Origin of the sequence: Myceligenerans crystallogenes, assembly GCF_039529775.1 — a bacterium.
In the GTDB taxonomy this organism is placed as follows: domain Bacteria; phylum Actinomycetota; class Actinomycetes; order Actinomycetales; family Cellulomonadaceae; genus Myceligenerans; species Myceligenerans crystallogenes.
Map to the genome: position 1 here is coordinate 192,667 of NZ_BAAANL010000003.1, position 24,006 is coordinate 216,672.

The window sequence follows — 24,006 nt, forward strand, 5'->3', positions numbered from 1 at the left end:
GTCGGTGGTCATCCTGCCAGGACCACCGACCGGGCATGGCCCGGTGGACGTGACGTCGACGACTTCGAACTCGCAGGAAGGTTCCGGGGAAAGACCGTGACGATCGACAGAGACGTGGCCGAGGTCTCCGATCTGGATCGCGACGCCGAGGTCCTGGAAGAGCAGTTCTCCGGGCCGCCGCCGCGCACGAGGGAGACGGACCGCTTCCACGTCGACATCCCGCGTCCGCGCCGCGGGGCCGCGGCCCGCTGGCAGGACGGCCTGAACACCCGCGCGCTCGTGCACGACCTCGTCGCCGTCGGCCTCGGCGTCGGGCTCGGCTACTTCCTCCGGTTCGACCGGGCGGTCGAGGTCGACCTGCTGGAACCGCGCGGCGGCCTCTACGTGCTCCTGAGCGTCGTGCTGGTCGAGGCCTGGGTGCTGGCCCTCGGGCTCGCGGGCTCGCGCCGGCCCGAGGTGCTCGGGTCGGGACGCGAGGAGTACGTGCGCGCGGCGCGCGCGTCGCTCGCGCTCTTCGGCCTGGTGGCCGTGATCTGCTTCCTCGCCAAGTTCGACCTCGCCCGCTCCTACGTGGCCGTCACCCTGCCCGTCGGCCTCGTGCTGGTGCTGCTGGGCCGCTGGCTGCTGCAGCGCCGCCTGCACGAGATGCGGCGCCGCGGCGAGTGCCGCCGCCGCACCGTGCTGGCCGGATCCCACGAGGCGGTCCGGGACCTGGGCCGCCGCATCGAGCGCGCGCACCACGCCGGTTTCGAGGTCATCGGCGTCTGCGTGCGCGGCGGGCCCGGAACGCCCTCGCCGGTCGACGGTGTACCGGTGCTCGGCGAGGTCGGCCAGGCCGCCGACGTCGCGGCGAGCGTGGACGCCGACGTCGTCGCCGTGACCGCCCACGAGGAGGCGACGCCCGCCTCCCTCAAGCAGCTCGCCTGGGACCTGGAGCCCACCGGCGCGAAGCTCGTCGTCGTCCCCGGGCTGGCCGACGTCGCCGCGCCACGCCTCGTCGTCACGCCGCTCGACGGCGTGCCCGTGCTCCAGGTGTCCCACCCCGGGTACACCGGGTTGCAGCACGTCGCCAAGCGCGCCTTCGACGTCGTCGGCTCCCTCACGATCCTGACGGTGGCCCTGCTGCCCCTGGTGATCTGCGCCGTGCTGGTGAAGGCGACCTCGCGCGGGCCCGTGTTCTTCACCCAGCAGCGCGTCGGCCTGAACGGCGAGCTGTTCACCCTGTACAAGTTCCGCTCGATGCGGCAGGGCGCCGAGGCGGAGCTCGTCGCCGCGCTGGGCGGCGAGGTCGGCGCCTTCTACAAGCCGCGCGACGACCCGCGCGTGACGGCGGTCGGGCGGGTGCTGCGCAAGTACTCGATCGACGAGTTCCCGCAGCTCCTCAACGTCCTCAAGGGGGACATGAGCCTCGTCGGGCCGCGCCCGCAGATCGCCGACGAGGTACGGCACTACGACGACATGTGGAAGCGGCGCCTGTTCGTCAAGCCCGGGATGACCGGGCTGTGGCAGGTCAGCGGGCGCAACGACCTCCCCGTCGACCAGAGCGTCCGGCTGGACCTGTACTACGTCGAGAACTGGTCCCTGCTCGGGGACGTGGGGATCCTGCTGCGCACCGCGCGCGAGGTCGTCATGCCCAGCGGGGCGTACTGACCCCACCCGGCCGCCGTCCCGCCGGGACCCGCACGACGACCGTCACATCCGGAACCAAGGAGAACCTCAGTGAGCCTGCACGGCGACGTCGCCCTGATCACCGTGACCTACAACAGCGCGCGACCGCTGGCCGAGTTCTGGCGGGACCGCCCGTTCGGCGCCCACCCGTGGGTCGTCGTCGACAACGCCTCCCGCGACGGCTCCGCGCGCGTGGCGCAGGACCTGGGCGCCCGCGTGCTCGACCTGCCGGTCAACCGCGGCTTCTCCGCGGCCAACAACATCGGCGCGGCCGCCGTCGACGCCGACGTGCTCATCTTCTGCAACCCCGACGTCACGGTCACGCAGGACGGCATCGCGGCGCTCGCGGACGGCGCGCGCCGGTACGGCGGCATCGTCGCGCCCCAGCTGGTCAACGTCGACGGCTCGCTGCAGGAGAACGGCCGCGGCACGCCGTTCCTCACGCGCAAGCTCAGCCACCTGCTGCGCCTGCCCGACGGCCGCTACCGGCGGTTCGCCCGGCCCGGCGAGCTGGTCGACGTGGTCTGGGCGATGGGCGCGGCGCTCGCGATCTCGCGTGCGTCGTTCGAGGCGCTCGGCGGCTGGGACGACGGCTTCTTCGTCTACTACGAGGACGCCGACCTGGGGCTGCGGGCCTGGCAGAGCGGCATGAGCGTGCGGGTCGACGGCGACGTGCGGTGGCAGCACGGCTGGCGGCGGGAGACCGGGCGCGGGTTCTCGGCGCGGGCGTGGCAGCTCGAGGTCGCCTCCGCGTCGCGGTTCTACCGGAAGCACCCGTACTGCCTCGTGCCGGTCGGCAGGCGGGCGGAGCAGCTGCACCGGATCGACGCCGCCGGCTCGATGCTCGGGGCGCGCGCATGACCGGGCGCGCGCCGAGGACGGTACGACGACGGCCGCCGGGCGGGCCGCTCGTGTCGCTGGTCATGACCGTGCTGAACGAGTCGGGGAGCCTGCCCGCGTTCCTCGGGTCCCTGGCGGGGCAGACGGTCCTGCCGGACGAGCTCGTCGTCGTCGACGGCGGGTCGGCCGACGGGACCGTCGCGCTGCTCGAGGAGTGGAGCCGGACGGCGCCGGTGAAGGTGACGGTGATCGTGGCGCCCGGCGCCAACATCTCGCGAGGGCGGAACCTCGCGATCTCCGGCGCCCAGCACGACCTGATCGCCGTCACCGACGCGGGCACGCGCCTGGCACCGGGCTGGCTCGCCGCGCTGGTCGCGGCGCTGCGGGACGACGTCGACGTGGTGTCGGGGTTCTTCGGGCCGATGTGGGACTCGTGGCACGAGCGCCTGTTCGCCTGCGTCCTGATGCCGCTGGCCGACGAGATCGACCCGGCCACGTTCCTGCCGTCCAGCCGGTCGCTGCTGCTGCGGCGATCGGCCTGGCGGGCGGCCGGGGGCTATCCGGAATGGCTCGACTACTGCGAGGACCTGGTCCTCGACCTGGCGCTGCGGAAGGCCGGGCTGCGGTTCGCGTTCCAGCCGGAGGCGATCGCGCGGTGGTCGGCGCGCGACACGTGGCGCGGCTACGCGACGCAGTACTACCGCTACGCCCGCGGCGACGGGAAATCGGGCTTGTGGCCCCGGCGGCACGCCCTGCGCTACGGCGCGTACGCGCTGGGGCTGGCGGGCTTGCTCGCGCCCTCCCCGGGGATCGTCCGGCCGCTGCTGGTGCTCGGCTTCCTCGGCTACGCCGCCAGGTTCCTGCGCCGCGCGTGGCGCCGCCGGCCCGCGGGCGCGTTCGCGACGCTCCGGTTCCTGGCGGCCGTCCCGGCCGTGGTCGTGGTGGGCGACGTCGCCAAGATGGCCGGCTACCCGGCGGGCCTCGCGTGGCGTCGTCGTGCCATCTCCGCGGGGCGGAACCCGGACGCGCGAGGCGGCGCCGGGCGAATGCCGGAAACGGCGGTGCGGATCTCGTGACGGCGACGACGACGGAAATCGTGAACCATCCGCGGAACATCATGCGCACGAGAATTCCGGTGGCCCGCATCGTTGTCGTTCCGGCGCTTCATCGCATTCCCGGCGCGCGATCCCGCATACCCCGGGATACGCTCTTTCGCGCGGGCGGTGAATTGTCTCCGGGTGGTCCTGGCGGACATTTCCGCGAACCTTTGTCGATCGGTCTGGCACGGAGGCCTCATGGGACTGGCTGAATATCTCGGCGTACTCCGCAAGTACTGGATGACCATCACGGCGACGACGGTGCTGGCCGTCGTGCTGGCCGTGCTGGCGACCGTGCTGGCCACCCCGCGCTACCAGGCGTCGTCGCAGGTCTTCGTCTCCGTCCGCGGCGGCGAGGATTCCGTCAACGCGATGGTCGCCGGGCGGAACTTCTCCGCCGAGCAGGTCACGTCGTACACCGAGATCGTCACGAGCCCGCGCGTGCTGGAACCGGTGATCGAGGATCTCGGGCTCGCCGACACGCCGATGTCGCTCGCGTCCCGGGTCCGGGCGGAGCGGCCCAAGAACACGGTGCTCATCAACATCGTCGCGTCGGACGCCTCGCCGTCGGTCGCGGCGGCCGTGGCGAACGGGATCGCGGCGAGCCTCGCCAAGGTGGTACCGGACCTCGAGACCGAGGTGGGCAGCGACCGGTCCCCGGTGGAGATCAGCACCATCCGCGAGGCGGCGATCCCCGGTGCCCCGGTCTCGCCGCAGCCTGCGCTGAACGTCGTGCTCGGCCTGCTGGCCGGCCTCGTGCTGGGCGTCGGGATCGCGGTGGTGCGCGATCTGCTCGACACGCGCATCCGGACCGCCGCGGACGTCGAGGCGATCACCGGCTCGTCCGTCATCGGCTCGATCCCGTTCGAGGAGCACACCCGCTCCCAGCCGCTGATCGTCAGCGAGAGCCCGCAGAGCCCGCGCGCCGAGGCGTTCCGCCGGCTGCGCACGAACCTCCAGTTCCTGGAGGTGGGCAGCAGCTCCCGGTGCTTCGTCGTCGTCTCGGCGCTGCCCGGGGAGGGCAAGTCGACCACGTCGATCAACCTGGCCATCACCCTGGCCGACGCCGGGCAGCGCGTCGCCGTCGTCGACGGCGACCTGCGGCGCCCGAGCGTCTCGCGGTACCTCGGCCTGGAGGGTTCGGTCGGCCTCACGACCGTGCTGATCGGCAAGGTCGCCCTCGAGGACGCGGTGCAGCCGTGGGGCACCGAGAACCTGCACGTGCTGCCGTCGGGCCAGATCCCGCCCAACCCGAGCGAGCTGCTCGGATCGGCGCAGATGGTCCGCACGATCGAGCAGCTCACCCAGGCGTACGACGTCGTCCTCATCGACTCCGCGCCGCTGCTGCCCGTGACGGACGGCGCGATCCTGGCGAAGATGACCGGCGGCGCGATCCTCGTGGTCGGTGCCGGCGTCGCGCACAAGGCCCACGTGACGGAGGCCGCCGGGGCGCTCCGCACGGTCGACGCCGACCTGGTCGGCACGGTCCTGAACCGCAGCGAGGTCTCCGAGCGGTCCACCTACCGGTACCGCTACTACTCGAGCGACGAGGACGTGTCGCCGGCCGGCGCGCAGCACGGCGCGCGCGACGCCGGCAAGCGGACGCACCGCCCCGGGAACCGGCCGGGCGGCGAACGCAGGTGGCCGCCGGTCTTCTCCGGCCGCTGACCCCTCCCGGCGCCGACCTTCCGACCACGACGGGGACGACGAGTGATTGCGCAGATCGATCAGGAGTACGTGACCACGGCGGGCCTCGCGCGCACCGCGCGGCGCCTCGCCGCCTACACGTTCTTCGAGGGACGGCCCGCCGTGGTGCGCGGGCAGTGGTTCAACCCCGTGGTGCGGGCGAACCTGAGCCTGGGCATGCGGTCCGGGATCCGGCGCGGGGTGGACCGGCCGGTCTTCGTCGTCGGGATCGGGCGGTCCGGGACCACCCACCTGAGCCGGCTGCTCAGCGCGCACCGCGAGGTCGGCTGGCTGAACGAGCCGAAGCTGATCTGGAACATGATCCATCCGGGCGAGGACGTCAGCGGCTTCTACGCCCCGCGCGGGCGGTTCCGGCTCGGGGCGCAGGACGCGACGCCGGACGTCCGCGCCCGAGCGGAGCACCTGTTCGGCTACTACCTGGCGGCGGTCCGCGCGCACCGGCTGGTCGACAAGTACCCGGAGATGACCTATCGGATCCCGTTCTTGCGCGCGCTGTTCCCGGACAGCCGGATCGTGGCCATCGTGCGGCGCCCCGACGACTTCGTGCACTCGGTGCTCGCCTGGAACCGCCGCAACGCCCACGACGGCCAGGACTGGTGGGGCGTGCGGGACTCGAAGTGGCACCAGATGCGCGCCGAGCTCGTGCCGCGGGACGCCGCGGTCGGCGAGGCGCTGGCGGGCGCCGGGGACCGTCCGGCGGAACCCGCCGAGAAGGCCGCGGCCGAGTGGGCGCTCGGCATGCGATCGATCCTGGCGGCGGCGGACGACGTCGACGAGATCGTGCGGTACGAGGACCTGGCCCTGCGGCCCGCCGAGGTGATCGACGGCGTGCTGCGGACCTGTGAGCTGGACCGGGACCCGCGGGTGATGCGCCTGACGCGGCGTTCGACGTCGTCGGGCCTGCGCGACGAGCGCGCCGACTTCGGCGTGCTGCGCGACGTCGTCGCACGCACCCGGGAGGCGATCGGGGTATGACGGCGCTGATCTCCGTCGTCATCCCCTGCCTGAACGGCGCCCGCGACCTGCCGCGGCAGCTCGACGCGCTGCTCGCGCAGGAGGTCGACGCCGCGTTCGAGGTCGTGGTCGCCGACAACGGGTCGGGCGACGGGAGCCGCGACGTCGTCGCCGCGTACGGCGCGCGGGACGCGCGGGTGCGGGGCGTCGACGCGAGCGGGGTGCGCGGCATCAACCACGCGCGGAACGCCGGCGTCCGGCACGCGCGCGGCGAGTTCGTGCTGCTGTGCGACTGCGACGACGAGGTGCAGCCGGGCTGGCTCGCCGCGATGGACCGCGCGCGGGCGGCCGGGCACGCCTGCGTCGGCGGGGACCTGATCCGCGAGCTGCCGGACGGCAGCCTCGTCGCGCGCGAGAGCGGCGTAGAACGCGTCACCTGGCCGGACGTGCCGCGGCCCTTCGGGGCGAACTGCGGGTTCCGGCGGGAGGTCTGGGAGCGGCTCGGCGGTTTCGACGAGTCGTTCAAGGGCGGCGGCGACGAGTCCGACTTCTTCTACCGGGCGCATCTTGCCGGGTATCCCACGACGGCCGTGCGGGGCGCCGCGATCCGGTACGCGGAGCGCGACGGCTTCCGGGCGATCGCGCGCCAGTACTTCAACTACGGCAAGGGCCGGGCCAAGCTGTACCGCAAGTTCCAGGAGCACGGCATGCCGCGCCCGGCGCCCTGGCGCCTGCCGCTCGTGGTGGCCGGCGCGCTCGTCTTCATCCTGCTGGGCGGCCGCAACGGCCGGCAGCGCCGCCGCGGCGTCGGCCTGCTCGCGAACCGCGCGGGCCGCCTGGTCGGCAGCTGGCGGGAGCGGACGTACTGCGTCTGAGCTCGCTCCGGGACCGCTGCCGCGTCCTGAGCGCCCCGCGCCCGCGCATCGGGGCGTGGCCGCGCAGGCCGTCGCCTCGGTACCGGGCGCATGGCGCCGTGGTCAGACGCGGTCCTCGATGATCTGGCGGGCCGCGCGGCCCAGGCGGCTGCGGAGCCGGGGCGGGATCATGGCCAGCGCGCGGCGGGGGACCAGCTTGCGGGTGCGGCGGTACGCCGAGGCCTCCTCCAGGCGGGCGTGCGCGTCCGCGAACTGCTCGCGGAGCTCGTCCGCGGTGGCGTAACCCGCGATGGTGTCGTCCCCGGCGCCGGTGAGCGAGGTGAGGTGGGCCCAGGTCCGTTCCGCGACGTCGCGCAGGTAGTCCGGGATCTCCAGGTCCTCCCAGCCGGCCGACACGCGATGCAGCCGCGGGTCCACGAACTCGTCGACGGCGCGGTGCGCGGCGTCGTCGTCCCGGACGGCGTGCTCGATGCCGAGCGTGGTGGCCGTGCGGGTGATCGGGCCGCGCCAGCCGGCCAGGAGCTCGTCGTAGCGGACGAAGGCGCGGGGGACGCCGCGCGTCGCGTGCTCCGTGCGGAGCATGCCGTTGACCCACATGGCGATGCCGTCGGCGGCCTGCTGCGGGCCGTAGTAGGCGGACTTGCTGCCCGTGACCTCGGCGGGGGAGCGGAGCATCGTCACGAACGACGCGTGCGCGCCCGCCGCGCCGGCCGCCTGGCGCCACGGGCCGATGAACCAGATGAGGCGCGGGTCCTTGAGCACGAGGTGGTCCGCGCGGCGGAACTGCTCGTCGAGCCAGACCGCCGCGGTGGCGGCCGTGCTGATCTCGGAGGCCACCCGGGCGACGTCGGACGCCGCTCCTGGCCTGGGATCGGCGACGGCGACGCCGGCGCGCCGCAGGACGGCGTCATGGGTGTCGACCATCCATTGCGGCTCGTTGAAGCCGCGGGGATTCGACGGGTCGGCCGGGACCTCCGGCGCCGGGACGTGCAGGCCGAGGCGACGGAGAATTCCCGTGATCGTGCTCGTCCCGCTGCGCCCGGAGCCGACGACGAAAACTGCCTCGCGGCGACGCTTGCGACTATTCATCGGTCCCATCCTGACGCGGCGTGCGGGTGTCTGCATCCTGGATTCCGCGGCCCGAACGCATGCATTTCCCGCGGGGGCTGGGTAGCGTCGTCGGGCATGGGAAGAATTCGCCGGTGCGTGCTGCACATCGGGGCGGAGAAAACGGGGACCACCGCAATTCAGGCCGCGCTGGTGAATCACGCGGAGGAACTGCTGCGGAACGGGGTGCTGTATCCGGCGTCCCTGCGGTCCGGCGGCGGCGTCAGTCATACCCGGCTGGTGACGTACGCGGCCGATCCGGAGCGGGTGGACGACCTGCGCCGCTGGGAACGGGTGACGAGCCCCGAGCGCGTGGCCGCGCACCGGGTGCTGGTGGAACGCGGGTTCCGGGCGGAGCTGACGGCGCGGGCCGCCGCGACGTCGTCGGGCATCGACACGCTGCTGCTCAGCAGCGAGCACTGCCACAGCCGCCTGCGGAGCGTCGCCGAGGTGACCGTGCTGCGCAAGCTGCTGGAGGAGTGCTGCGACGAGGTCGAGGTCGTGGTGTACCTGCGGCCGCAGCACGAGGCGGCGCTGAGTCTGTACAGCACCCGGATCAAGGCGGGACTGCCCGCGCGGGAGCCGCTGTCCGAGCCCCTGCAGCCGGGATTCCTCGACTACGGGGCCCTCACGGCGCGCTGGGCCGAGGTGTTCGGGGCCGGGAGCCTGCGGGTGCGCACCTACGAGAGGCACGAGCTCGCGGGCGGGAACGTGGTCACGGACTTCGGCCGGACCGCCGGCCTCCCGGTCCCGCTGGAGCCTGGCGCGCGCCGGGCGAACCCGTCCCTGAGCCCGCGGGGGCTGCGGGTGCTGGGGGCGGTGAACCTGGTGCTGCCGCGGTTCGTCCTGGGCCGCAAGAACCCGGCGCGCGCGCCGGTGGCGCAGGTGGTCGAGCGGCTGTTCCCGGGCGGCGGCCCGGCGGTCACCCGCCGGGCCGCGGAGAGCTTCTACGCCTGCTACGCGGCCACGAACGAGGAGGTCCGACGCCGGTGGCTCCCCGAGCGGGCGACGCTCTTCAGCCCGGATTTCACGGTCTACGAGTGACGGACGGCGCGACGACGGCGTCGCGCGCGGGTGTCAGTAGCCGAACCGGCGGGTGAGCAGTGGCTCGCGGTCGAGGATGTCCGCCCGGTGGCGCCCGGCGATCCGCCGCAGTTCGTCGCGGTCCAGACCCGTGCTCATGTTGCGTGGATGTTCCCGCCACAGCGCCGCGATCACCTCGTCGGCGGGGCGCCGCCACCGGATCCGGCCCTCGTACCTGCGCACGAACGCCTCCAGGTCCTCGCGCAGGGTCTCCATGCGGATCGTCTCGTCGATCACGCCGTACCGGTCGTAGACGGCGAGGAACTCCTCGGGTGTCCGGGCACGCCGGAACCTGAGCAGCGGGTTCGGCACGGCGAGGCGCGCGATCCGGAACGACATGATCCCGGCGCAGCGGTGCGCGCCCGACCAGCGGTAGCCGCGCGGGTCGAGGTGACGCGCGTTGCGGGGGTCCAGCACGAACTCGAGCCAGCCGCTCAGGCCCTCCGGCCGGCCGGTGTACAGCCCGCCGTTCCCGGAGCGCCGGATCGAGCCGGCCATCGCGCCCTTGCCCATGCAGCCGAACGCGTAGAGCGAGGCGTACGCGCCGACCGGGTCGCGCACGGAGATCACATGGACGCGGTCCTTCGGCGGGGACCACTCGAGCATGCCGTGCATGCGCTCGCGCGTGGGCCGCTCGGCGACGTGCTCGCCGAGGAACCCGGTGATGAAGGAGGACCCGGTCTTCTCCACGTCCAGGTACGCGAAGGTCTCGTACGCCTGCACGGTCACTTCCTCTCGTTCGCCCGGTCGCCCCGACCGGATCGTGCGCCTGCGCCGCGCAGGACGCGGACCGCGGTCACGCACCCTGCGAGATCGCGCCGGTAGGCCGGCAGCACGGCCGCCCCGGCCGCCAGGACCGCGAGCATCACGCCCGCGCCGAGCCCGGCCGACAGCCAGGCGTCGTCCAGCCCGGCCGCCCGGACCGCGAGATGTGCCACGACCGCGGCCGCGGAGTACGTCGCGACGGCGCGCAGCGCGGTGACGGCCAGCCGGCCGGCCTGCGCCTCCGGAACGGCGCGGCCCGCCCACCAGAGCGCGACGGGCCACTGCAGTACCGCCGTCAGCGCGTACCCCGCGGCGACGCCGGTCACCCCCCACAGGCTCCCGACGAGGACCGCCACCACGAACGCCGGCCGGGTCAGCAGGTTGAGGCGGAACTGCTGCCCGGTCTTCCCCGACGAGAGGAACACCCAGTTCTGCACGAACCCGATCGCCTGGAAGACGCCGCCGACCACGAGCAGGGAGAAGATCGGGACGGCCTGGCCCCAGGCGTCGCCCAGCACCAGGTGGACGAGGGGCCCGGCGACCGCCCAGCCCAGGGCGAGCGCGGGTACGAGCACGTTGAGCAGCACGAGCTGCCCCTGCCGCAGGTAGCGGGCGTAGCGCGGGGGGTCGTCCTGGATCCGGGCGAGCACGGGGAGCGCCACGCGGGTGATCGGGGCGTTGAGCTGGCTGACCGGGAGCTTCACGAGCTGGTAGACCCGGTTGTAGAGACCCGCGGCGGCAGGCCCGGCGGTCAGGCCGATCACGACGGTGTCGACGTTGTTGCCCACGTAGGTCAGGGCCTGGGTGCCGAACAGGCTGCCGCCGTAGCCGAGCATCGGCCTGATCGACGCCGACCTCCGGGGCCGTCCGGGCCACCACCCGGCGACGCACGCGGGGCCGACGGCGACCACCGCGGTCGTGACGACCTGCTGCGCGACGAGCGCCCAGTAGCTGCCGCCCTGCAGCGCCACGGCGACGGCGGCGGCCAGGCCGGCCGCGGGCCCGAGCGTCTCGAGCACCGCCAGGGCCGTGAACCGCAGGTCCCGCTGCAGGCTCGCGCGGAACTGCGCGCCGAACCCGTTGAGCAGGAACACCACGGCGAGGCACCGGGTCACGGGCTCCAGGAGGGGTTCGCCGTACAGGGCGGCCACCAGCGGCGCCACGGCGAGGACGAGCACGGACAGCGCCAGGCCGAGGCCGGCGTTCAGCCAGAAGAGGTTGTCGCGCTGGGCGCGGGTCAGGACGGGAGCCTGGACGGCGGCCTTGGAGAGCCCGAACTCACGGATCAGCTCGGCGATGCCGACGATCGCGGTCACCATCGCGACGTAGCCGAACGCGGCGGGGCTCAGCAACCGGACGAGGATCGCGAGGGACGCGACCTGCACCGCGATCCGCACCATCTGACCGGCGATCGTCACGACCCCGCCGCGCGCGGCACGACGACCGAGACCGCGGGTCGGTGCGATGGTGGTGCTGTGCGCCACGGTTCCCCCAGTCCGAAACGTGCGAGCAGGTACGACACCGGTTCACCTGTCTGGCCGGTCGACTGTAACCCGCGGAATTGACGAATGCCCGGTGAGGCTGCGGATCGTGCTCCGGATGGATATCGTCGTGCTGTCCACGTCCTGAATTCCGGGGGAAAGACCTCACCATGACGCTGCTTTCACCGGAGCGGGCCGGAATCCGGGACGCCACCGGAATTCCCGGTCCGGAGGGGTTGCCGCCGCGGGCCCGTTTCCTGGTCGTCGCGTCGACCGTGGTCATGGTGGTCGGCATGCTCCTCGGGATGAAGATCACCGGGCGGTTCGCCGCCTCGAACGTCGCCCAGCTCCTGGGTACGGCCATGCTGCTGGGCGCGTTCCCGCGGCTGCTGCGCGTCAAGGACGTGGCGCTGCTCGCGCTCGGCGTGGTCTCCGTCGCCCTTGCCGCGGTCTCGGTCTCGATGCGGTACGGGCACACGGTGCTGGTGTTTCACTCCGCGTACTTCTTCGTCGCCGCGATCTATGTGACGGCGATATACCGCGCGTGCCGGGATCACGCCGCCACCCCCGCTTTCCAGGAAGGGATCCGGCGGGCGCTCCCGGTGTGCCTGGTCGTTCTTCTGGGCGCCTATACCATCGAGATCGTGCAGGGCGCCCGTTATCCCGCACTCGGGTTCGACGACAAGTCCCACGGATCGCTCGCCGCGGTGTTCCTGGCCTTCGCGAGCCTGCGGTTCCTGCGGGGGCGGGGCCGGTTCCTGCTGGCGCTCGCGTTCGTGGGGCTCGCTCTCGTGACCCCGTCCCGGCTGCCGTACCTGCTGGTGCCGTTCTTCGCTGTGGCGCTTCTCGTGGAGTACCGGGCCGTGCGGCGGCAGGCACGGGAGCCCTGGCAGGTGTACCTGACGCACGTGCTGCTGCTCGTCGTCGTCACCGTCCCGGCGCTGGTGATCGCCCGCAGCAGCGCGCTGTTCCGCTCGGGGTTCGACCGGGTGGTCGATCCCGAGGACATCACCCAGGCGTCCACGCAGAGCCACCTGGACCTTCTGCGGGCGGGCCTCGACCTGAAGGTCGAGAGCCTCTGGAACGTGGTGCTCGGGGTGACCCCGGGCGGGTTCGCGGGCACCCTGGCCGCGAGCGACGTCGATCTGTCGGGCTACCGGCTGCCGATCAACGACATCGTCGCGGGGACCGCGCCGATGCACTCGTCCATCGGCTCGATCGTGGTGGAGTTCCCGCTCTGGGTCGCGGCGCTGTACGTCGTCGTGCTGGTCGCGTCGTTCGTCGCGCTGCTGCGCCGCCGGGAGCGGGGTTTCTGTCTCTTCCTGGTCGGATTCACCGCGGCGACGTCGTTCTACTCGACCCACAACGAGGTGCTCTTCGTCGTGGCCCTGGCCACGAGCCTGTCGCTCGCCTACGGCCGGGACACCGGGTTCGCGCCGGAGGACGCACCCGTCCAGGGCCGGGCGGTGTCGAGCTCGCCGAGGTCGTAGCCGAGCGCCGCGATCCGTGATCCGTGGTGCTCCGCGATGTGCCTGCGGTAGCGCGGCAGCAGCACGGGGTCGAGGAGTTCGCGCGCCACGGCCTGCCGGGCCTGCCAGGGCCGCCGCCCGGCGTGACGCAGGTGCGTCACGGCCCGGTTCAGCATGCCCGACGACGTCGCGTGCCAGGCACGCTCGTACGAGCCGCTGCGGCGCGAGCTGACGGCGTCGTCGGGAATCGCCCCGGTGCCGAGGAACTCCGCGACGCGCCGCAGCTCCGCCACGGGATCCCGGACGAGGTGCTCGTACCGCAGCACGAGCAGCCGCCGCACGTGCCGCGCGTCCGCCTCGAACGTCTCGTGCGCGTGCACCCAGTGCTCGATCAGGCGGGGCAGCCCGGGGCCGTAGCGTCCCGTCGTGCGGCCCGCCCACTTGCGGATCGCCAGGGCCTGCACCACGGGGTGCCTGGTCACGACGATGAAGCGCGCCTGGGGGAACAACGCCTGGAGGTAGCGCGTCTTGGTGAGGTTGGGCGGCGACTTCTCGACCAGGAGCCACGCGCCCGGGTCCCAGTACGGTGCCCAGGCCCGCCAGAGCGCCTCGGCGTCGCCGGGCCCGGCGTGCGCCTCGGTGAGGTGGGCCTCCGGCCGGTGCGCCCAGCGGTCCATCCGGCCGCGGGCCCCGGCGTAGACCTGCTGGAGGTGCTGTCCCTCGTCCATCGGGACGCCGGTGCCCCGCAGGCCGGAACCACCGGGAACGCTCGCGAGGATGTCCGCGACCAGCGTGGTTCCGCTGCGATGCATGCCCCCGACGAACACGAGCTGCTGGGCGTCCCGCGCCCGGGCCTGACTCGACATGCTGCCCACTCTGACCGCGAATCCGGCGGCCCGCACCCGGGCGCCCGGTGCCTGCCCCGGCCCGGCCGGATACTGCTGCCCCAACCTGCATGAACAGGACTGATCTGGCACACTGCGTGACATGCCTGAAGCAGCGAAGATCGTGAAGGCCGCGTCGGCGATCCTGCTCGACTTCGACGGGCCGGTCACCAGGCTGATGTCGCCCAAGGCCGCCGCCGAGGCGGCGGAGGCCGCCCGGCGAGGTCTCTTCAACGCCGCGGCCCCGATCCCCGCGTCGCTCGAGAAGTCCAGGGACCACCTCGAGGTCCTGCGCCACGCCGGAACCCTCGATCGCGTCGCCATCCGCATGACGGACGACGCCTGCATCAAGGCCGAGGTGGCCGCCGCCGCGAAGGCGGATCCCACCGACGGGGCCCGGGAGATGCTGAAGGCCGCCGCCCGGCGCGGTCAGGAGGTCGTGATCATCGGCAACAACTCGCCGGAGTCGATCGACGCGTTCCTGAACCGCACCGACCTGGCCGGATACGTGACCCTCGTGATCGGACGCCCGCCCCGCCGCCCCGACCTGATGAAGCCGAACCCGTTCATGGTGCGCGGCGCGCTCACCCGGCTCGGGGTCCCGGCCGCCGAGGCGGTCATGGTCGGCGACTCGCCGTCGGACATCGAGGCGGCCGTGGCGGCGAAGGTGCCCGCCGTGGGTTTCGCCCGCACGGCCGCCAGGGTCAAGAGCCTCCTCGGGGCGGGCGCTGAGGGCGTCGTGGAGGACATGAACGAGTTCGCCTGACGTCAGACGCCGACGGCCGCGCCGATGGTGTCCTTCAGGAAGTAGACGAGGAAGAGGGCCGCGGTCACCCACAGCAGCGGGTGCACCTGCCGCGCCTTGCCGACGGCGAGCTTGATGACCACGTAGGTGACGACCGCCGCGCCGATCCCCGCGGTGATCGAGTACGAGAACGGCATGAGGATGATCCCGAGGAACGCCGGGACGGCGATCTCCAGGTTCTTCCAGTCGATGCCGGTGATCTGCGCGACCATGAGCAGGCCGACGACGACGAGCGCCGGGGTCGCCGCCTCGTACGGGATCACCTTGACGACGTCGACGAAGAACATCGAGACGAGGAAGCACAGGCCCGTCACGACGGACGCGAGGCCCGTGCGCGCGCCCTCGCCCACGCCGGACGCCGACTCGATGTAGCTCGTGTTCGAGGAGACCGAGGCCGCGCCGCCGGCGGCCGCCGCGATCGAGTCCACGACGAGGATCTGCTTGGTTCTCGGCGGGTTGCCCTGGGCGTCGAGCAGCTTCGCCTCGCCGCCGATCGCGACCATGGTGCCCATCGTGTCGAAGAAGTCGGCGATGAGCAGGGTGAACACGAGCAGCAGCGCGGCGATCGGGCCGATCTTCTCGAACGAGCCGAACAGCGAGAACTGGCCGAGCAGGGAGAGGTCCGGCAGCCCGAACCAGTTCTCCGGCAGGGCGGGCACGTTCAGGCGCCAGCCCGAGGCCACGGGGTTGCCGTCCTCGTCGAACGCGCCGCCCGCGCCCACGATCGCCTCGAGGACGACGGCGAGCACCGTGCTCGCCAGGATGCCGATGAGGATGGCGCCCTTCACCTTGCGCACCATGAGCACGACGGTCAGCAGCAGCCCGATCACGAACACCAGCAGCGGCCACGACGACAGCGACCCGCCGATCCCGAGCTCGACCGGCGTCGCCATCGAGGCGGGGATGCGCACGAACCCGGCGTCGACCAGCCCGATGAACGCGATGAACAGGCCGATGCCGACGCTGATCGCGAGCTTGAGGTCGTGCGGCACGGCGTTGAACACCGCCTGGCGCAGCCCGGTGAGCACGAGGACCAGGATGATCAGGCCCTCCAGCACCACCAGGCCCATCGCGTCGGCCCAGGTCATCTCCGGCAGCGCCGCGATCGAGAAGGCGACGACGGCGTTCAGGCCGAGGCCGGCCGCCAGCGCCATCGGATAGTTCGCGATCGTGCCCATCAGGATGCTCAGGACGCCGGCGACGAGCGCGGTGGCCGCGGCGATCGCGGGCAGGTTGCCCTCGCCCCCGCCGAGCAGGCTGCCCGTCCCGTCCGGGACCGTGCCGATGATCAGCGGGTTCAGCACGACGATGTACGCCATCGTGAAGAACGTGACGACACCGCCGCGGATCTCGGTGACGATCGTCGAGCCGCGCTCGCTGATCCGGAAATACCTGTCGACGGCACCGCGTGCCGGTGCTGCTGTGGTCGCCATGGCCTTGATCTTCCTCTCCGCGCCGCCGGGTAGCGCGACGCACCGGGAGGAAGTTACGCCATGAATGTTTCGCGGGGCATCAGCCCAGGAAGACGTGGGCGCACGTCATCTGCGGCCCGTACCCGGTCTCCTCGCTGATGCAGGCGACGGCGCCGCGGGTGAAGCTCGCGTTGAGGATGTTCGCGCGGTGTCCCTCGGAGTTCATCCAGCCGCCGGCCGCCTCGGCGGGGGTCCAGCCGCCGCGGGCGAGGTTCTCGCCCACCGTGGAGGTCGGGCAGCGGTCGAAGATCGGCTCCAGCGGGGCGTGGGCCAGTTCCTGGCCCCGCAGGGCCTCCGCGCGTTCGAGGGCGACCTCGTAGGCGCACTCGTCGTGGGTGAGCGCCGGCAGGCCGTGCTGCTCGCGGCGCAGGTTGACCTCGGCCTCGAGGGCGCCGGCGTACTGGACCGGGTCGGAGAGGTCCGTCGCCTGGCCCGCCCCGGCGTCGTCTTCTCCCGCGCCGCCGGCGCCGCCCGCGGGGTCGGTGTCCACGGGGACGTCGCCGGAGTCGCCGGCCGCGGATTCCGGCGGCGTTCCGGCGTCGTCGTCCGTGCCCGGCGACGGCCGGGGCGCGGGCTTGACGGCGATCGTGCCCGGGCCGGTGCCCGCGCCCCGCGCCCTCGCGCCCTCGGCGACCACGATCGGCTCCGCGGCCTCGCCGAGCTGGGCCTCCGCGACGCCGCCCGCCTGCGCCCGTGCGACGCCCCCCGCGGTCTCCTCGCCGGGACCGGGGTTGATCGTGATCGAGCACGCGGCCGACGTCAGCGCGGCCGTCAGGCTCAGGGCCAGCCCCAGCGCCCTCGCCGGGGTGAGGCGGGGAGCGGACCGCGCGGCCTGCTGCTGCCGGATCGCGCGGCCGGGTGCCGGGGTCCGTGGGCGTCGTGCCATCGTCTCGGGAACCTTCTGGGGTCGGTTCGGGCGGGTCGTCCCGGGCAGTCTGGCACACGGTGCGCATCCGGCGGTCCCGGTCGCGAGATCGATCGGGCTGGGGGAGCCGTACGTCACCGACCGGGACCGCCGTCCACGGAACGTTTCGAACCGCGGTCAGAACTGGGAGGAGCGGGGCCGCAGCTTCGCGGAGTCGGCCTGGTCCACCGGACGGTGCGAACCCGTGGTGTTCTCGCGCGCCGTGCGGGGCAGCGCGCCGGTGATGCTGCTGTGGCTGGCGCGGAGGGCCTGGGCCGTCGCGGCCGTCGTCGGGGCGGGCTTGGCTGCCGCCGCCCTGTCGCGCTCCTGGCTCTCCCGGAGGCGGTCCTCGAACTCGCGCTGGGCGCGCAGCTCGCTCTCCGTCGGCCACAGGCCGACGACGAGCACGAGCAGGAGCGTGACCACGGAGACCGCCATGACGAGCGGCACCAGCAGCTCCCCGGTGGACACGCCCTCGGGGATGATCTCGGTGATGGTCGTGACCCGCACGCCCATCATGCCCGTGTAGTGCATGCCGGTGACGGCGACACCCATGACGAGCGTGGCGACGAGCGTGGCGACGGCACCGCGGATGTGGGTGGTGCACCAGAGGGCCGCGGTGGCGGCGACGATGGCGATGATGACCGACGCGATGACGAAGCCGCCGTCGAAGGTCATCCTCGCGTTCATGCGCATCGCCGCCATACCCATGTAATGCATGGTGGCGACGCCCGACCCGGCGAGGAAACCGCCGATCAGCATGCCCGGCAGGCGCTGCCCGCCGATCATGTTGATGAACAGGCCGAGGCCGACGACGACGATGGCGATCCCGGCGGACATGAGCGTCAGCGGGACGTCGTAGCGCAGCGAGACGCCCTGGGGCACGAAACCCAGCATCGCGACGAAGTGCATCACCCAGATGCCTGTGCCGCCGATGGCGATCGCGCCGAGAACGAGCCAGACGGCGCGTGCCGTGCCGCCGGCGGCCCGGGAGCGGGAGGTGCAGGACAGGCCGACGGCGCAGCCCGTGCACGACAGGATGTAGGCGAGGATCGGTGTGATCGGTCCGTACGCCAGGTGATCGGTGATTGACATGTGTGTTGTGTGGCCTCTCAGATTTTTCTGGGCGGCCGTCCGTCTGGGGAGGACAGACGCTGCTCGACCTGCGGTGTGGGGGTGCGGGTCGTTACCGCGACGTTACCGAAGGTGCTCCGAGGGGACAATAGGTAGCAGGACCCTTGTTTTCAAAAGTTTTCGTCACAAATCATGTAAACGGTCGGCCTGGGCGACGGGCTCCAGGCGCGCGCCGGCGTTCCTCGGCGGACGCCGACGGCGGAGGTGCGGAACATACCGCACCTCCGCCGTGGCGTGGTGATTTGACGAAAGGGGGCGTCAGACGGCCGCGAACAGATGCCTCGCGAGATCCTCGGGCAGGTCGAGCACCGTCTCCGAGCCCTCCGCGCCGACCGTGTAGACGCCGTCGGCCAGCGCCAGGGTGATGCGCGCGCCCGGCAGGACACCGGCGTCGGACAGGCGCGCGAGCAGTTCGACGTCGGTCTGCAGCGGCTCGGCGATCCGCGCGAGGGTCGCCGACGACGGGCCCGCGGTGCCCTTCTTCGCCGCGCTCTCGAACAGCGTCGGCAGGGCTGCCACACCCTCGAGGTAGCGCGGCTCGGTGAAGTTCTCGCCCAGTTCGGCGAGGCCCGGGATCGGGTTGCCGTACGGGTCCACGTGCGGATGGTCGAGCAGGCCGATGAGGCGCTCCTCGACGAGCTCGCTCATCACGTGCTCCCAGCGGCAGGCCTCGACGTGCACGTGCTCCCAGTCGAGCTTGATGACGTCCGTGAGCAGGCGCTCGGCCAGGCGGTGCTTGCGCATGACGCGCATCGCCTTGTCGTGCCCGGCCTCGGTGAGCTCGAGGTGACGGTCGCCCGTGACGACCACGAGCCCGTCGCGTTCCATGCGCGCCACTGTCTGCGACACCGTCGGCCCCGAGTGCCCGAGCCGTTCGGCGATCCGCGCGCGCAGCGGAGTGATGCCCTCCTCCTCCAGCTCGTAGATCGTCTTGAGGTACATCTCGGTGGTGTCGATCAGGTCCGTCACGTCAACTCCATGTCTGATGGGTCGGCCCCAGCCTACTTGTGAACGTGGAACGCCCGGTGAACGTGCCCCAACTACAGTTCAGCCATGGCCCTCAAGATCCCCGCCGAGCTGCTTCCCGCCGACGGCCGGTTCGGCTCCGGACCCTCCAAGGTGCGCGAGGCGCAGCTGCGCCATCTCCTCGACCTGTCGGCCGCCATGGGCACGTCCCACCGGCAGCCTCCGGTGAAGAACCTGGTGGGCCGGATCCGGCGGGGCATCGCCGAACTGCTCGGCGCGCCCGACGGGTACGAGGTCGTGCTCGGCAACGGCGGGGCCTCGGCGTTCTGGGACGTCGCCACGCTCTGCCTCGTGGAGCGCCGGGCCCAGCACGCCGCCTTCGGCGAGTTCGGCGCCAAGTTCGCCGCGGCGACGTCGCGCGCGCCGTTCCTGGAGGACTCGCAGCTGATCGAGGCCGCGCCCGGCGCCGTCGCGCACCTTGCGGCCGCGCCCGGCGTCGACGCCTACGCGACGCCGCACAACGAGACGTCGACCGGCGCCATGGCGCCGGTCGAGCGCGTGGCGGGGGCCGACGACGGCGCGCTGCTGCTCACCGACGCCACCTCCGGCGCGGGCGCGCTGCCGGTGGATCTCGCGCAGACGGACGCGTACTACTTCGCGCCGCAGAAGGTGTTCGGGTCCGACGGCGGGCTGTGGCTGGCGGTGCTGTCGCCCGCGGCCGTCGAGCGGGCGGCGCGCGTCGAGGCGAGCGGGCGCTGGATCCCGGAGTTCCTGTCGCTGACGACGGCGATCGAGAACTCCCGCAAGGACCAGACCCTCAACACGCCCGCCGTGGCGACCCTCGCGATGACGGCGGACCAGCTCGACTGGATGCTCGGCAACGGCGGCCTCGACTGGAGCGCGAAGCGCTGCGCGACGTCGGCCCAGCACCTGTACGGCTGGGCGGAGTCGCGGGACTGGGCGACGCCGTTCGTCGCCCGGCCGCAGGAGCGCTCGACGGTCGTGGGCACGATCGACCTCGACGACGCGATCGACGCGGGCCAGGTCATCGCGGTGCTGCGCGAGAACGGGATCCAGGACGTCTTCGCCTACCGCAAGCTCGGCCGCAACCAGCTCCGGGTGGGGATGTACCCGGCCGTCGAGCCGGACGACGTCGCGGCCCTGACTGCGTGCATCGACCACGTCGTCGGCGCCCTCTGAGCCGCTCGCCAGGCCGACCGAGCGGCGGCCGGAAGACCGGAAGGGACGAGTTGTGAGGGTTCTGTCATCATGGCGGGTGTCAAGGGCTATTTTGGTTGACAGGGCGTGACACGGACATCGCGGCTGCGGTACGTTCGGTGCGCTCGCCGGGTCAGACCGCTGAGCCCCTGTACCCACACCAGGAGATGCTTGTGACCGCACGTACAGCCGCAGGACGCCATCGCGCCGCGCGCCGCCCCGTGACTCCGCTCACCGAACTGGTGCAGAACTCCGGCCTGCGCCGCCGGTCGGCCGTCGTGGCCGCCGCGGGCGGGATCCTCGTCTCGACGTTCGGCGCCGGGGCCGCGCAGGCCGCGGACGTGAGGACCGAGAAGCTGAGCAACACGCTGGACCTCGGCGCCCTCGCCGACGAGGCCCACAAGGTGGTCGACGCCGCTCCGGTGGTCACCGTCGCCCGCGACGCGAGGCTGGCCGCCCAGCCCGCCGTCGTCGCCGTGACGCCCGCCGCCGAGAACGAGGAGTACCAGGCGCAGCTCGCCGAGCAGGAGGCCGCCGAGGAAGCCGCTGCCGCGGAGGAGGCGGCAGCCGCCGCTGCCGAGGACGAGGCCGCCGCGGCCACCGCCGTCGCGAACACGGTCGCGCCGGCGTCGGCCAGCGGCTCCGACATCATCTCGATCGCGGGCCGCTACGTGGGCACGCCCTACGTGTCCGGCGGGACGACGCCGAGCGGCTTCGACTGCTCCGGCTTCACCGCCTACGTCTACGCCCAGGTGGGCATCTCGCTGCCGCACTCCTCGTCGGCACAGGCCGCGGGCGGCACGATCATCTCCGCCGCGGAGGCGCAGCCGGGCGACCTGATCTACACCCCGGGCCACATCGCGATCTACGCGGGCGGCAACACGATGATCGACGCCCCGAAGCCGGGCGACACGGTCCAGTTCCGCACCATCTGGATGAGCAACCCGACCTTCATCCGGTACTGAGAGCGACGGTGCGGTGGTCCCGGCGGGATCACCGGGCCGCTGAGATCCGGCCCTGACCGGCTCACCTGAGGGTGCGGCCTGTCAGGGCCGGATTTTTCGTGCCCCTTGCGATAGCGTGGGATCGCGATGAGGCATGCCCGACGAGGAGGTTGCAGATGAGCCGACCGGAAGTCGTGCTCGTGGGGGTCGACGGGTCCGCCGCCAGCATGCACGCGCTCGACTGGGCCGTGGCCTGGGCAGGGAAGGTCGGCTGGTCCCTGCACCTCGTCAGCAGCTACACGCTCCCGAGTTTCACGGCCGCGTCGCTCGACGGCGGGTACGCCGCGTTCGACGACACGTCCATGGCCGAGGGCGCCCAGGCGGTGCTCGCCGAGGCCGAGGAACGCGCCGTGGCGGCCGGGGCGCGGGTCACGACGTCGGTCGCCACCGGCGACGCGGCCGGCGTGCTCGTCGAGCTCTCCGCCGACCACGGCCTCGCGGTGGTCGGCACGCGCGGGCGCGGGGGATTCACCGAGCGGCTGCTCGGCACGGTCTCCTCGGCGCTGCCCGCGCACGCGCACTGCCCGGTGGTCGTGGTGCCGCTGGCCTCGCAGAAACAGGCCATGTGGTCGCAGGGCGGCGCGGGACAGCCCGGCGAGGGCGCCGGACAGGAGCCGACGACGGCCGGCGGGCCGGCGGGCACCGCCGACGGCGCTCCGGGCGGCTGGCCCGCCGTGCGGCGGATCGTGGTCGGCGTGGACGGCTCGCCGCAGGCGGAGGCCGCGCTCACGCACGCGATCCAGCAGGCCCAGGCCTGGGGGGCGGAGCTCTCGGCGGTGGCGGGCGTGCCCGTCGGGGCCGGGTCGGGGCTGCTGGCGTGGCTGCCGTCGAACATCGACCACGAGCAGGTGCTCGCGGACATCGCGGCCGGTCTCGACGCGATCGTCGACAAGCACGAGGCGCTGCACCCGGGCATGCGGATCCGCCGGATCGTGCTCGACGGCACCGGCGCCGAGCTGCTCACCGAGTTCTCGACCGCGGCGGACCTGATCGTGGTCGGCTCGCGCGGGCGCGGCGGTTTCCGCGGCCTGCTGCTCGGCTCGACCAGCCAGGCGGTGCTGCACCACAGCGCCTGCCCGGTGCTGGTGGTCAACAAGCACTCCACGGAAGAGGGCTGACCCGGCCCGGCGCCGGAAGCCGCTCCTCGTACCGCCGGCCGTGCCCGCCGTCCGCCGCGGTTCCAGCGCGCGAGGTGCGCCGGATCGCGGGCGCGACCGGGTGATCCGTGGTTTTCGTGGTGCCACGGCCGCGGGCACGCGCGTAGGGTTTCCGGGGTGACCACTACGACGTCGTCCCCGAACGCCGCCGCGCTCGCCGCGGCACTTCCCGAGCTGCGTGAGGCCTACGCGGCGCTGCAGGCCAAGGGCCTGAAGCTCGACCTCACGCGCGGCAAGCCGTCCGCCGAGCAGCTCGACCTGTCGAACGGCATGCTCGCCCTGCCCGGAACGGCCCCCACGCAGGCCGCCCGGGCGAACGGGACCGACGTGCGCAACTACGGCGGCCTCGACGGCCTGCCCGAGCTGCGCGCCATCTTCGCCGAGCTGCTGGACGTCCCGGCCGGGCAGCTGCTGGCCGGCGGCAACGCCTCCCTCACCCTCATGTACGACACGGTCGCCTGGGCCATGCTGTTCGGGTTCCCCGAGTCGCCCGCGCCGTGGTCGCGCGAGGAGAAGGTGCGCTGGATCTGCTCCGTGCCGGGGTACGACCGGCACTTCGCCGTCTGCGAGGAGCTCGGCATCGAGATGATCGCCGTCCCGATGAAGGACGGCGGCCCCGACGTCGCGGCCATCGCCGAGCTCGTCGCCGGCGACCCCACGATCAAGGGTCTGTGGGTGGTGCCCACGTACTCCAACCCGGACGGTTCGATCGTGTCCGACGACGTCGCCCGCGCGCTGGTGAGCATGCCCGCGGCCGCCCCCGACTTCCGCATCCTGTGGGACAACGCCTACGCGCTGCACCACCTCACGGACACCGAGACGGCGTCGGCCCCCGCACTGCGGCTGGCCGCCGAGGCCGGCAACCCGGACCGCGTGCTGATGTACGCCTCGACGTCCAAGATCACCTGGGCGGGCGCGGGCGTCGCGTTCCTGGCGGCGTCGCCCGCGAACCTCGCCTGGTACAAGAAGCACCTGGGCAAGGCGTCGATCGGCCCGGACAAGGTGAACCACCTGCGGCACGCGCTGTTCTTCGGTTCCGCCGGCGGCGTGCGCGAGCACATGCGCAGGCACCGCGAGATCCTCGCGCCCAAGTTCGAGGCCGTGACCTCGATCCTGGCCGAGCGGCTGGGCGAGTACGGCGTGGGCACGTGGACGGACCCGAAGGGCGGGTACTTCGTGTCGCTCGACGTGGTGCCCGGCACGGCCTCCCGGGTCGTGGCGCTCGCCAAGGACGCGGGGATCGCGCTGACGCCGGCGGGCGCGACGTTCCCGTACGGGAAGGACCCGCAGGACCAGAACATCCGCCTGGCACCGACCATGCCGCCGCTGGAGGAGGTCACGGCGGCGATGGACGGCGTGGCGACATGCGTCCTGCTGGCCGCCGCCGAAGCTCTCGGCGGGTAGCTGCCCGCCCGG

21 protein-coding genes are annotated in these 24,006 nt (G+C 72.8%); 13 read left to right on the forward strand and 8 right to left on the reverse strand.

Annotated features, from left to right (window positions below):
* Positions 1 to 96 precede the first annotated feature (96 nt).
* The 6 genes from ABD208_RS08485 to ABD208_RS08510 all read left to right on the forward strand — a co-directional run bounded on the left by ABD208_RS08485 (position 97) and on the right by ABD208_RS08510 (position 7,141).
* Positions 97 to 1,650, forward strand: coding sequence for a sugar transferase (locus ABD208_RS08485; RefSeq protein ID WP_344101539.1), 1,554 nt, complete (start codon positions 97 to 99; stop codon positions 1,648 to 1,650).
* Positions 1,651 to 1,719: 69 nt separating this feature from the next.
* Positions 1,720 to 2,529: a glycosyltransferase family 2 protein gene (locus ABD208_RS08490; protein ID WP_344101541.1), complete on the forward strand. Its 810-nt coding sequence runs from the start codon at positions 1,720 to 1,722 to the stop codon at positions 2,527 to 2,529.
* Positions 2,526 to 3,584: a glycosyltransferase gene (locus ABD208_RS08495; RefSeq protein WP_344101543.1), complete on the forward strand. Its 1,059-nt coding sequence runs from the start codon at positions 2,526 to 2,528 to the stop codon at positions 3,582 to 3,584. Before ABD208_RS08490 ends, ABD208_RS08495 begins: the two co-directional genes overlap by 4 nt.
* 219 nt (positions 3,585 to 3,803) lie before the next feature.
* Positions 3,804 to 5,273, forward strand: a complete 1,470-nt coding sequence (locus ABD208_RS08500; RefSeq protein ID WP_344101545.1) for a tyrosine-protein kinase domain-containing protein — start codon at positions 3,804 to 3,806, stop codon at positions 5,271 to 5,273.
* Positions 5,274 to 5,315: 42 nt separating this feature from the next.
* On the forward strand, positions 5,316 to 6,287 hold the full coding sequence (locus ABD208_RS08505) for a sulfotransferase family protein (protein WP_344101547.1): 972 nt from the start codon (positions 5,316 to 5,318) through the stop codon (positions 6,285 to 6,287).
* Positions 6,284 to 7,141, forward strand: coding sequence for a glycosyltransferase family 2 protein (locus ABD208_RS08510; protein ID WP_344101549.1), 858 nt, complete (start codon positions 6,284 to 6,286; stop codon positions 7,139 to 7,141). Before ABD208_RS08505 ends, ABD208_RS08510 begins: the two co-directional genes overlap by 4 nt.
* A gap of 102 nt (positions 7,142 to 7,243) precedes the next feature.
* Here the strand turns inward: ABD208_RS08510 and ABD208_RS08515 are convergent, their stop codons facing one another.
* Positions 7,244 to 8,230, reverse strand: a complete 987-nt coding sequence (locus ABD208_RS08515) for a sulfotransferase family protein (protein WP_344101551.1) — start codon at positions 8,228 to 8,230, stop codon at positions 7,244 to 7,246.
* A gap of 171 nt (positions 8,231 to 8,401) precedes the next feature.
* Here ABD208_RS08515 and ABD208_RS08520 point away from each other — a divergent pair, with 171 nt between their 5' ends.
* A complete protein-coding gene (locus tag ABD208_RS08520) occupies positions 8,402 to 9,292 on the forward strand; it encodes a hypothetical protein (protein ID WP_344101553.1) in 891 nt (296 codons plus the stop codon).
* Positions 9,293 to 9,325: 33 nt separating this feature from the next.
* On the opposite strand, the gene ABD208_RS08525 is transcribed toward ABD208_RS08520, so the two are convergent.
* Both ABD208_RS08525 and ABD208_RS08530 read right to left on the reverse strand, forming a co-directional pair.
* Positions 9,326 to 10,060, reverse strand: a complete 735-nt coding sequence (locus ABD208_RS08525) for a hypothetical protein (RefSeq protein WP_344101555.1) — start codon at positions 10,058 to 10,060, stop codon at positions 9,326 to 9,328.
* Positions 10,057 to 11,580: a lipopolysaccharide biosynthesis protein gene (locus ABD208_RS08530; protein ID WP_344101557.1), complete on the reverse strand. Its 1,524-nt coding sequence runs from the start codon at positions 11,578 to 11,580 to the stop codon at positions 10,057 to 10,059. The genes ABD208_RS08525 and ABD208_RS08530 overlap by 4 nt, the downstream gene beginning before the upstream one ends.
* 167 nt (positions 11,581 to 11,747) lie before the next feature.
* On the opposite strand from ABD208_RS08530, the gene ABD208_RS08535 reads away from it, so the two are divergent.
* A complete protein-coding gene (locus ABD208_RS08535) occupies positions 11,748 to 13,067 on the forward strand; it encodes a hypothetical protein (RefSeq protein WP_344101559.1) in 1,320 nt (439 codons plus the stop codon).
* On the opposite strand, the gene ABD208_RS08540 is transcribed toward ABD208_RS08535, so the two are convergent.
* Positions 12,989 to 13,912, reverse strand: a complete 924-nt coding sequence (locus ABD208_RS08540; RefSeq protein WP_344101561.1) for a sulfotransferase family protein — start codon at positions 13,910 to 13,912, stop codon at positions 12,989 to 12,991. The genes ABD208_RS08535 and ABD208_RS08540 overlap by 79 nt on opposite strands.
* Before the next feature lie 121 nt (positions 13,913 to 14,033).
* Here ABD208_RS08540 and ABD208_RS08545 point away from each other — a divergent pair, with 121 nt between their 5' ends.
* Positions 14,034 to 14,696: an HAD family hydrolase gene (locus ABD208_RS08545; RefSeq protein WP_344101563.1), complete on the forward strand. Its 663-nt coding sequence runs from the start codon at positions 14,034 to 14,036 to the stop codon at positions 14,694 to 14,696.
* 2 nt (positions 14,697 to 14,698) lie between these two features.
* Here ABD208_RS08545 and ABD208_RS08550 read toward each other — a convergent pair whose 3' ends face one another.
* The 4 genes from ABD208_RS08550 to ABD208_RS08565 form a co-directional block, all read right to left on the reverse strand.
* Complete coding sequence (locus ABD208_RS08550; RefSeq protein WP_344101565.1) at positions 14,699 to 16,168, reverse strand: NCS2 family permease; 1,470 nt, start codon at positions 16,166 to 16,168, stop codon at positions 14,699 to 14,701.
* Positions 16,169 to 16,247: 79 nt separating this feature from the next.
* Positions 16,248 to 17,093, reverse strand: coding sequence for a CAP domain-containing protein (locus ABD208_RS08555; protein ID WP_344101566.1), 846 nt, complete (start codon positions 17,091 to 17,093; stop codon positions 16,248 to 16,250).
* Positions 17,094 to 17,249: 156 nt separating this feature from the next.
* Positions 17,250 to 18,206 carry an MHYT domain-containing protein gene (locus tag ABD208_RS08560; protein ID WP_344101567.1) on the reverse strand — a complete coding sequence of 319 codons (957 nt, stop codon included), beginning with the start codon at positions 18,204 to 18,206 and terminating at the stop codon, positions 17,250 to 17,252.
* A gap of 297 nt (positions 18,207 to 18,503) precedes the next feature.
* Positions 18,504 to 19,214: an iron-dependent transcriptional repressor DtxR gene (locus ABD208_RS08565; RefSeq protein ID WP_344101568.1), complete on the reverse strand. Its 711-nt coding sequence runs from the start codon at positions 19,212 to 19,214 to the stop codon at positions 18,504 to 18,506.
* Positions 19,215 to 19,298: 84 nt separating this feature from the next.
* Between ABD208_RS08565 and serC the strand changes: the two genes are divergently transcribed.
* The 4 genes from serC to ABD208_RS08585 all read left to right on the forward strand — a co-directional run bounded on the left by serC (position 19,299) and on the right by ABD208_RS08585 (position 23,994).
* Positions 19,299 to 20,411, forward strand: a complete 1,113-nt coding sequence (serC, locus tag ABD208_RS08570) for a phosphoserine transaminase (RefSeq protein ID WP_344101570.1) — start codon at positions 19,299 to 19,301, stop codon at positions 20,409 to 20,411.
* A gap of 191 nt (positions 20,412 to 20,602) precedes the next feature.
* A complete protein-coding gene (locus ABD208_RS08575) occupies positions 20,603 to 21,394 on the forward strand; it encodes a C40 family peptidase (protein ID WP_344101572.1) in 792 nt (263 codons plus the stop codon).
* Between the two features lie 155 nt (positions 21,395 to 21,549).
* A complete protein-coding gene (locus tag ABD208_RS08580; RefSeq protein WP_344101574.1) occupies positions 21,550 to 22,551 on the forward strand; it encodes a universal stress protein in 1,002 nt (333 codons plus the stop codon).
* 156 nt (positions 22,552 to 22,707) lie between these two features.
* Complete coding sequence (locus ABD208_RS08585) at positions 22,708 to 23,994, forward strand: aspartate aminotransferase type Ic (protein ID WP_344101576.1); 1,287 nt, start codon at positions 22,708 to 22,710, stop codon at positions 23,992 to 23,994.
* Positions 23,995 to 24,006: the final 12 nt, after the last annotated feature.